The organism is Spirochaetota bacterium (genome assembly GCA_038043445.1).
In the GTDB taxonomy this organism is placed as follows: domain Bacteria; phylum Spirochaetota; class Brachyspiria; order Brachyspirales; family JACRPF01; genus JBBTBY01.
Genome location: JBBTBY010000144.1, coordinates 1 through 10291, shown reverse-complemented (window position 1 = coordinate 10291; position 10291 = coordinate 1). Strand labels below are relative to the sequence as shown.

Below are 10291 nucleotides of genomic sequence, written 5' to 3'. Positions count from 1 at the left end.
GGAAAGGAATATTCGTCCCGCAACGGCGAACGCTGAATATTTCGCAGGATCGACCCCGTCACCGAATGAAGCATCGGATGCAGACTGCGGCTTGCCCGGTTCAGGCGTCCACTGCTTTGACGCAAGGAATTCCTCATGCGACATCGCATCCTCGCCTGTTTTAGGACCATGACCACGAGGCTCGGTGAAGTAGTGAAAGAACGCACCGTCCCAATCCTGCCAGGAAGCCAGGAGCGCCATCTTGTACGCCCACTCAGTGCGATAGGGATTCGGGCGCCCGGCATTGAATTCATAGATCACCGTCGCCTTATCCTTCATGGTAAGATGATCGACGATATAGAATGCCGGTGGCTTTGTCAAAGACGACGATAACGTAAAGCTGTATATGCCGAACGATATCGCGTCGGATACGGCAGCGTTCGCGTACAGCCAGGGGATGTTCTTCATGAATTCCGTGTCGGATATGAACGGTGCCGTGTTTATGCCTATGTCTTTCGGCGCCATGCTGCGGCACATCTCGATGAATTCCCTATTATAGTTCACGACAAGCGAAACCATGAACTCAACGAAATCATCGCCGCGCTGTTTCGAATACTTAGCCGCATCGGATGCCACCGGCGCAAGCGCATACGATGCTGTCGCGAGCGATTCCCCCGGGAGAACGTTTCCCCACGCGCGGACGACGGCAGTGTCATCGGTATATTTCGCTTTGAGCCAGCTGCTCCGGCGCTTCATGAGCTTTTTCTTGAAATAGGCCGGCATCTTTTCTATGCGATTGGCAACGAGCATCCACTGGATGAACCCGTTCTCATTATTCACTTCATACATGCAGATGGCCTCGTCATCAGCATACCGCTTCCCGGTATAGGGATTCACATGGTCAAGGACGTTCTTTGCGCTGTTGAAGAAGTACAGCTTCATCCGTTCGTCAAAAAAGCTATAATGCCTATTATCAAGTCCTGCCTTTCTTGATTCAACGATGGCCGATTTCCACTCCTGCCAATCAGAACCGTTACCGCGGAGAAAACAATCATCCGCGAACAGCGCATCGGGGAAGCGAATGCTGTGCAGACCGGGGAACATAACGAACATCCCGAGCTTTTTGCATTCTGCAAAAAAACGATCATACCGGTCAACGGCGGTGCCAGTCCCCTCTCCCGACGGTGCCATGGTCAGGGTCTTTATCGATGTATCGTCGTACCATCCCGTTTCCCGCGGACCCCATATTCGCACCGCATTGAAACCAAGCCGCTTGATGCGTTCAGCCGTAAAAAGATTCTCACTCTCGTGGCGGCATACACCCCAGAGACGCAGGCGCTTATCGCCATAATATATCTTTCCGTTCACCGTATGCGCATAGACACCGGGCGTCGGCACAATGTCCTGTCCGAATATCTGCATGCTTTCCCGTGAATGGAAATTCATGAGGAAATACGATGATTTTTTCGCAGGATCAATATCGTACGCCGCGGTCATTACCCGTACCCGCGGCGCGGATCCTGCAGCACGTATTTTCATCACGAAACCGTAATTCTCCCACGTACCATTCAGCCATTGCACCGCCGCGCTTGTGAACGAAAGGGAATTATCGCCATGCACGAGCGACTTCACTGGAATCGATATGAACGGAGTCGCATCGAGTGCGCTTTTCGGCGAATCGGTATTCTGCGTCACCCGGAAAAGATCCAGAGCAGCGTCCCCGACAGCACCATCGATGGATGCGATCTTCAGGATAAATGACATATCGATAAGGTCCTTGCGTTCTATGAGCAGATTATTGATCATGGCATCATTGATCGTAAGGGCATATGATGTGGCCCCGTCGAGCACGACGGAGTCCGCCCGCCCGGGCGTCGAGCTTTTTTTCGCATTCGTTTCCGTACTCATGTTCATCTGTATCGCATCGCCGCTGATCATCATGACAAAGCCATCGTTCACCCATTCACCGCTCGCCCATTTTTTCAACGCAGCGGCGAATCCGGCGGCAAAGGCCGGCGACTTCACTGCGGCATCGGCACTGTATTGCGCGAAGGGCTGCGGATCGTAATCAACACTGCTCTTCATACCGTCCCAGGGATTGCCGGCGGTCGTTGGTCTTGTCCAAGTTGCGGCTGCATCCCACGGCGTGAGTACTCGGTGAAAGCTTATCGAGTATCCCGCTGATTTATCAAAATATGTAGGACGGAACGTGAAATATGCTTCGTCAACATCCGAAGGGATTTTTGCCGTATCCAATTTCATGAGCCCGACATACGCCTTGCCGTTGCGAAGTGCTATCTGCGTGCTGTTGGCGCTCGCCGTATCCTTCTTTGATGCAATGAGAAAGGTGAACAGCTTCGAGGGCACATAGGCATCTCCGTTCGCACCGGCGACCGTCACCCCAAGACCGAAATAAGGCACATCCTTACGAACGACCGAAGAAATGATCTTATCGCTCTTCGCATATATCTTCATGACAGTATCCTTAACGGATTGCGGATATGATATCGAACCGGTTAACAGTACGGCACCGGATAGAATGGCAATACCGCGCAATGCCTTAGATTTCATTGGAACCGCCTTTATATTAACGTTAATAAGTGAAAGTATAATACTGCGCCCGCGTTTTGTCAAATCCGCTGTATTTCACTGAAAAAGATCAATCCATTCCGTTCATCATGTAGGCCATTGTCTGCCGTATGTAATCAAGCTTCATAAGCCGTACCGTAATGGGGCACATATTCTCTCCGGGAATTTCGAGATTGAACAGTCCCTGATACCCTATCTGCTTTACGGCATCTATGAATGATTTCCACGGCACTTTCCCGCGCCCGAACGGCATGAGATGCTGATCGTTCTGACCTTCATTGTCGGCGATGTGCAGCGCGGTAAGATGCTTCCCTGCTTTTCTGATGAATTCCGCCGGATCACCCTTGAACAGGTTCAGATGCCCCGTATCGAGACATATTCCCAGATTATTATCACCCACGGCATTGATCATCGCGAGAAGCGGCTCTGCCGAGCCTCCGTTCTCAAGCGAGATCTTCAACGGAGTTCCCGCAATGTGATCGGTCAATATCCTCAGTGCGGCAATGTTCTTTTCCGAAAAGCCTTCGGGTGTCGTGCCGGGCTTCGACATCGGACCGCCGGCAGGATGAAGCACTGCTGCGGTAATGCCTATAGCATTGAAAAGATCGAGCCATCGTTTCAGCGCATCAAGCGTTTTCCCGCCGTCGTCCGCCGTTATGTTGCAGGTAAGCCACAAATGCCCCTGCGGGAACACGACGTTGTGGTCAGCAGCATATTTTCTGAAGGATCGCCCTGTCGCCTCGGGCGAAGTTCCCCGGTCGAGGAGCGCTTTCCCATGCTCGTCGGAAAGCTCCAGATGATACCAGCCCTTCCTCGCGAATGTCGTGACCATGTCCTCCGGTGAAAGATCGATGAAATAGCTCGTCCACATCCCGATGTGAAGCATACGTCCCTCCTCCTATGATCGATACGCGCGACTACCGCATGATAGCACTGTCGAACACATCATCGCTCCGGCGCATGCCGCGAAAGCCATTTCGCGAATTCACCGAACGATCCGATGACCGTTACGATGAGCGGCGTCGCCATCTTCGGCTCGAACCGTTCCAGGATAAAATCCGTCACGCGGACGCAATTTTCCTTCAGTGAGAAGAATGCGTTCAGCGCCTGAAAGTCATCGGTCCCTGACGTAGCGCTGTCCCGCTCACGGGTCACCATGGACGACAGCTTCTCGTAGATGTTCAACTTGTGCAGCAAAAGCTCCCGCAGCGATGTCCTGCTCCGCGGATCGGTGGAGAAGATGTACATAAGGTCGATGAGCGCGATGTACCTCGCTGCCGTATCGCGGGAATGGACACGCGGCAATATCTCACGGAGATTGCGCTTACGGACATTGACGAGGGAAAGGAATTTCCCCGAACCCTCGATGATGCCGGCGATGAAATCCGACCAGAATTTCGCGAGCACGACGCTCGGTATCACGAGAAAGTCGCCGATGGGACCGGTCACGGTCGCGAACGGCCAGGCAAGCACGCTGCGGAAGAAATTCATCCGTGCCGTCGGCAGCTCGAAACCGCGTATCATGTTATGCGTGAAGATATAGCTTCCATTGACGATGCAGATGCAGAAGAACTTCGTCACCTGATACAGCATGCCGGTATGTGCGAGCGGCCAAATCCCGTCGAACGATACCTTAACGATGCTCAAGAGCGGAACGGAGAACCCTGTCCAGAAGAGCGAGCGTGCAAGATTATCGAAATTGATGCTCTTGGTGCTCCACAGCCGCGGGCTCCCTCCCCTCGCGATGATATCAACGATGGCGTTGCGCCCCCCCGTGATGGCGAACCACAATGCCGCGTACGCGAGCGCGAACGTGTATGCCGCACCGGCAGGCCGCGTATGGAAGAAGGCAAGGAACGCCGGAGTGAACCCTATCGCAATATAGACGATGTTCTTGATGAGCGGGTTCAGATAACGCCAGGCGCGATGCGGCAGTATCGGATGCTCCTTATCGTCGTCATGCCGCGAAATATCCTCGATGGTCTTACCCATGCTGACGATCGTGCTCGGCGCGGAACCTTCCGGCGTCTTTTTTCCCGCATGTGCTATGAGCGCGGAGATCGATCGCGGTATCGATACGTGGTCCCTCAGGAATTGCGCACGCTGCCGCCGCTGTATGTCCTTCTCGAAGATGAATCCCATGCCGGGAATGACCGTGCTCCTCCCGGTCGAATCGCTGCCGATGGCGGGAATGATCGTATGGTCCGCCGCGCGAGAGGCGCATTCCTTGACAAGACGCGGCGCGATGCTCACGCCATTCTCCTTCAGAAACGCCGATAGTACTTCGACTGAACCGGTGTTCAGTGCCTCGATGAAATTCGAGAATTGCACCAGAAGCCCGTATTCACGGTTCCCGCGATCATACATGTTGTACGCCTCGACATAATCAAGGCTTTTGTGATCGTTCATTATCGTACGCACCGCTTCGGCAAAACCGTGCTCAAGGGGATGTATCATCTTCAATCTGCCGCCGGTCCTTACGAGCTGTCCGGAAAGCCTCTTTATATCCCGAAAGACCGTATCGTATTCGAAGAGCGCGGGATTGGAGAAATACTTGAGCCGCAATTCCTCCGGCAGGAGTTCCCGGAACCGTTTTTTCGCCTCGGCATAGCGGAACGCGATGCTGTTGTACTCCCACTCGGAGATCTCTCCGTCGCGGCGCTGGCGGGAGGCGTTCGCCTTCTGCACTTTCTGGAGCATCATGCGCCGGTAGAGCACCGGCTTGAGCTTCCGGAACAGGAGCTCGCCGAGATGCATCCTCGTCGCATGATTGAGCGGGATGATGTCGTTCAGATCGGAAAGATCAAGCGGCGCCAGATAGTAGATGCTGTTCTTCTCGTACCCTTCATTGACCGATGCGAGGAACGAGGAATTGAAATTCCCTATGAGCTTTCGTATCGATTGTATCCGGTTCTCCTGATTGCGCGCAAGTCCGTCGATGAGCGTTCGTAGGTTCGCGCGATTCCTGTTCAGGAACGAACGGAACGCCGCGGCATCGGTGAACGGCGGGAACAGATACATGTAATGAAAGCGCCTGCCGCGGACACCGGCGCTGAACTCAAGCCCGATATTGACCGTTATGCCCATGATGGCGCCCGCTTCTATCGCCTCGTCGATCATCTCGGGATGGCTCACGCTGTTGTACGCTATCGTCAGCTCGGATATTCCCTTGATGAACGCATCGACGATGAGCTGGCTCGGCGTCTTGCGCCCGTAGGACGAATTATCGTGCACATGGTGATCGAACCCCATCGAAAGCGCTTTCAGCGGCTTGCCCGACTCGGGCGATTCGACGAGATGCAGCTCCGACAGATAACGCCGTATGAAAAGAGGCTGCCCGAACGATGAGACCGAAAAATCCCTGATGAGCTCGAGCTGGCGCCGCTTGTCGTTCGAGCTTTTTACGGCTTCCTTCATGAGCGCTATCTGTACGCGTGCGGCATTGAGCGGCATGGTGAGCGCTTTTGAATGCGCCGCCTGCTCGGTAAGGAGCGTGAGCGCATTGAGGCGCTTGCGGTATTGCTCGGAATCGAGATCGTTCGCTATCGTCAGATATGCGTCGGCAATGGAAAGCCGGCGCTTCTTGAACTGCTTCATGAAACCGTTCGGATGCGACGGGAGCATATCGTGATCGACGGGGTGCCGGATCTCATTATTGAGCTCTTCCCATACGCTGCGAAGCCTGGCATTGAAGCTCATCGCATTCACGATCCTGTTATAGATCGATATCGGATTTATCTTCATACGTCCCGGAACTTTTGTGATGGGTTAATATAATAGCAAACCGTTCGAATGTCAAAATCGATCCGCCGGACGAATACTGCCGTAATGCGATATTGGCTTTGACGGAACACCCTATTTGCTATATACTGTCATCGACAGTCGTCGGCGAACACATTCCCGGGGGGTACCCATGCGGATCCGAAACATAGCGCTTGCGCTCGGCATAATGAGCATGATAAGCTGCTTTTACCCTGAGACCGACCGGAACAATCCGTTCGATCCCGGAAGTGTGAATTATGTCCCGGGATCGCACTGGAAACTTCTTACTGCATCTCCGATGTATTCATATCGCGCGAAATACGGACTATGCGTATACAACAACAAGGTATGGCTGCTCGGCGGAGAAAATTTCAACTCCTCGGTATACACCGCACCGGACGGTGCTGCATGGCAGAATGTCTTTTCTTTTCCCTTCGCGGGGAGAGAGAGTTTCACGCCCATCGTTTTCAATGACAGAATATGGATAATCGGCGGTGCAATATCAAACCCTCCGGAAACGAATGATGTATGGAATTTCTCCGGATCATCTTGGAATATGGTGACGCCGCATGCCAGCTTTACGAACAAGCAGGGCTATGGCGCCCTCACTTTCAACGGTAAAATGTTCATTATTGGCGGATCTTCAAGCGCGATGTATACAAATGAGGTCTGGAGCAGTACCGACGGCATATCCTGGACGCAGGTCAACGCAAACCCTGCATTCTACAAACGGACACATTTCGGTGCCGTTGTTTTTAATAACAGCATGTGGATCATCGGCGGCGATACGAATGCCAGTAATGGCGCGAACGATGTGTGGAGCTCATCCGACGGCAATCTCTGGACGCTTGCGAACCCAAACCCGCCGTTCATGGCGCGATACGGACACGCCGCAGTCGTACATAACGGGTATATCGTAGTTATCGGCGGCCGTACATCCATCTCTGCGACGAACGATGTGTGGTACTCAAAAGACGGGACGAACTGGACATTCGCCGCGAACGCCCCGTTCACACCGCGTTATTTTCACCGTGCGGTATCGCTCAACGGGCGGCTCATCGTTCCGTGTGGCACGAACTTCCCCGGCGCATTTGTGAACGATGTCTGGGGAGGGAATTAGCGTTCTACCACTGCCCTGAGCGTGACTATCTTCCATGGCGCGACCGAGAGGGCCACGGTGTCTCCGCGTACTGCCGGTCTCCCGTCGGTCACTGCCTCATCCAGCATTGCCAGACAAGCGTTCGCGACCCGTCCTTGGAATTTCAATTCCGCGGGTGATGCAATATCTGACAGGTTCACCAGCCGCACGACAATTGCTCGCGTATTACCCTGTGAGCCGTCCTCCGCGTGTTTTACCGTGCTCACGACAACATCCTCGCTCTCGATCGAAATAAACGAGCGATCGAGCGGCTTTCCCTCCGGAGCAGGGAGCGTATGCGCGATAAGCGGTGTTGCGAACGACAGGTATCGTCGATAGATGGAGCCGTACGATTCGCCCGCCTCGCTGAAATAGAGCGCCGTCTCAAATACATGCTCTCCGGGAAGCTCACCGTTCGGTTCGCCGTTCTGCATGACCGTTCTGCGGAATGATCTGAGGAGCGTGAACGCCATCGTGCCGGCCGCATCATCAAAAGCAGCGACCTCATGGATACCGGCCTTTGCGAAGAACACGATGCCGCCGTTCGCATCTCGTTTGCCGGCGATGTTCGAGCAGTTCTTTTCGATGGGTTCCATCTCTTTCCACGACGATGTATCGCCGAACATGCGACCCGCGGGCCGTTCGATGAAGCAGAACGCCTGATACGCGAAATAATCCCCCCGCATACCGGTCGGCAGAAGCATACGCAGCCGATGGTCGCAGGCGGTGTTCTCTACGATGACCTTCATGCGAAGAAGCCGTGAGCCGCTGTCAAGAGAAATGTCCACGGTTATCGGCACAACGACCTTCTCTTCCGACGCATGGATGCCGGCATATTCCTGATGTATGCTGCCCTCCGCGCGCATGCGTTGAGGGACGATGAGCTTCCTTATGATACGAAACGTCACCCGCGATGAGTTCTCTATCACCGACACTTCTGCGGCACCGTCATATGCTGTCGCCCCGCCGACGGCCGATGCATGAAACCAGCCATCGCCTATCTCGCTGTCGGAAGCGAATACCGGGAGTCCGGAATATGCACGTCCATTCTTTTTATCGCGCACGACAAGTGTGCCGTCACGCCCAACGGCAAGCGATAGATATTCGTTCTCCGCCGAATACGGCCCCGTCATGAGCGTTCGCATGTCTCGCACCGGGACAGCGGACGGCTTTACGATGAATGACGTCCATCCGCTCGCACGCAGTGTCGCCATAAGCGTTACCGTACATGCATCGGAACGTTTCGTGAATTGATTATGAACACGTGAGAGACGATTGCGCACGATATCCGTGATGCGATACGGCAGGATCTTCCCGTCCTCATCCTCGATGGTAAATGCGTTCTTCGATTGATACCCGAACGGTTCGGCGAAACGTTTTGAGAACGAAGTCGGCATATCGATGGTGAATGAGAACACATCGCCCTGTTCGACAGGAAGCGGATTGAAAACACGGAAGAGAAGCTCACCGTTCGGATGCGTTTTCCCCGCGCGAAAGAATTCCTCCGTCGCCTTCTCCCCCGATACGAATTCGATGTCCCGTTTCCTGAGATCATCTTCTACAATGCCGGCAAGGTCGTTCGCCTGCGCGAAGCGATATCGCATGTCCTCATGAACACGGTCGATGGAACAGCCGCATATCGAATCATGCGGATGGTTTTGCAGCACGGATTTCCATGCCAATTCGTAATAGGGGCGAAGCTTCGTGTCACCGACGGCGGCGTTGTGCGCCATGAGCATCGATGTCACCCGTTCCAGCCGTGCCTGTATCTCATCATTCGCTTTCTTAAGCGGATAATATGACGAAAGCGTGTTCGTTATGAGATAGTCATAGCCGCCCACATCACGAGCCGGTTCAATCAGCTCGCCTTTCTTCGTATCAAGCTTGCTCTCCATGCGCGCAACACCGTCAATGAGCGCCGCTATCCCTCCATGCACGACAGCGGCATCGGGATAGAGTTCGCGTATCCATTGCACATAGGTCATCGTATGTGCGTGCACCGGTATATGGTCGAGCCCATCCATGAGCACGATAGAGGGTATCGTCGAGCGTGCGATACGCGCATCGATGTGCGCCTTCGCTTTTTCCTTGAACAGCGCCTCGTCCATGCAGACATCGTTAGACGAGAACACCCCCGTCTGCATATCGCCATAACCAGTGGCATCCGGGAGCTTGTTTGTTATGGCACGCGTTCCGTCAGGCGATTCCCACAGAAAGAAGGGTTTTGTGGTGTGTTCGTTCGTACCGCGGCCGACAAGCGCTGCGTGTATGCCGAAACCGGCAAGTATCTGCGGCATCTGCGCGATATGTCCGAACGTATCGCAGAGATAGCCGAATTTCCACACATCCGCGCCATGCTCACGCGCAATGCGATGACCCGTCATGAGATTGCGTATCAAGGCCTCACCGGAAACAAGGAATTCATCGGGCATGCAGTACCAGGGACCGAGGAGCACGCGCTTCTTTTTCGCAAGCGCATCGATACGGGCGGTGATATCCGGCCTGATTTCATTAATATCCTCAAGCACTATCGTCTGTCCGTCGAAATGGAATTCCTTATAATCGGCGTTGCGCTCCAGGTGAATCACAAGGCCTTCCGCCATATCGATAAGGCGATGCCGAAAGCCCTGAAATGTCTGATACCACTCACGGTCCCAGTGTGTCGATGAAAGATAATGTATCGTCATGTTACCCACCTCCGGTTCGAATATCGTACCTGAAATGCAAGTGCGCGTCAATAACCCAGAGCCTCACCTAGGGTAAAGAAAAACCACAGAGATGATACGATTTTGTCAAGCGAGGATAATTGTGATATCCTTAATT

At 53.9% G+C, this 10291-nt stretch carries 5 protein-coding genes; 1 reads left to right on the top strand and 4 read right to left on the bottom strand.

Annotated features, from left to right (window positions below; all coding sequences use genetic code 11):
* The 3 genes from AABZ39_18740 to AABZ39_18730 all read right to left on the bottom strand — a co-directional run.
* Positions 1 to 2550 (bottom strand): beta-galactosidase (locus AABZ39_18740; GenBank protein ID MEK6796818.1); only part of this gene is annotated, 2550 nt, incomplete at its 3' end.
* 88 nt (positions 2551 to 2638) lie between these two features.
* On the bottom strand, positions 2639 to 3454 hold the full coding sequence (locus AABZ39_18735; GenBank protein MEK6796817.1) for a sugar phosphate isomerase/epimerase: 816 nt from the start codon (positions 3452 to 3454) through the stop codon (positions 2639 to 2641).
* 59 nt (positions 3455 to 3513) lie between these two features.
* Positions 3514 to 6312, bottom strand: a complete 2799-nt coding sequence (locus AABZ39_18730) for a hypothetical protein (GenBank protein MEK6796816.1) — start codon at positions 6310 to 6312, stop codon at positions 3514 to 3516.
* Between the two features lie 169 nt (positions 6313 to 6481).
* Here AABZ39_18730 and AABZ39_18725 point away from each other — a divergent pair, with 169 nt between their 5' ends.
* Positions 6482 to 7450 carry a kelch repeat-containing protein gene (locus AABZ39_18725; GenBank protein MEK6796815.1) on the top strand — a complete coding sequence of 323 codons (969 nt, stop codon included), beginning with the start codon at positions 6482 to 6484 and terminating at the stop codon, positions 7448 to 7450.
* Here AABZ39_18725 and AABZ39_18720 read toward each other — a convergent pair.
* Positions 7447 to 10155, bottom strand: coding sequence for a glycosyl hydrolase-related protein (locus tag AABZ39_18720; GenBank protein ID MEK6796814.1), 2709 nt, complete (start codon positions 10153 to 10155; stop codon positions 7447 to 7449). The two genes, AABZ39_18725 and AABZ39_18720, sit on opposite strands and share 4 nt — an antisense overlap.
* Positions 10156 to 10291 lie beyond the last annotated feature (136 nt).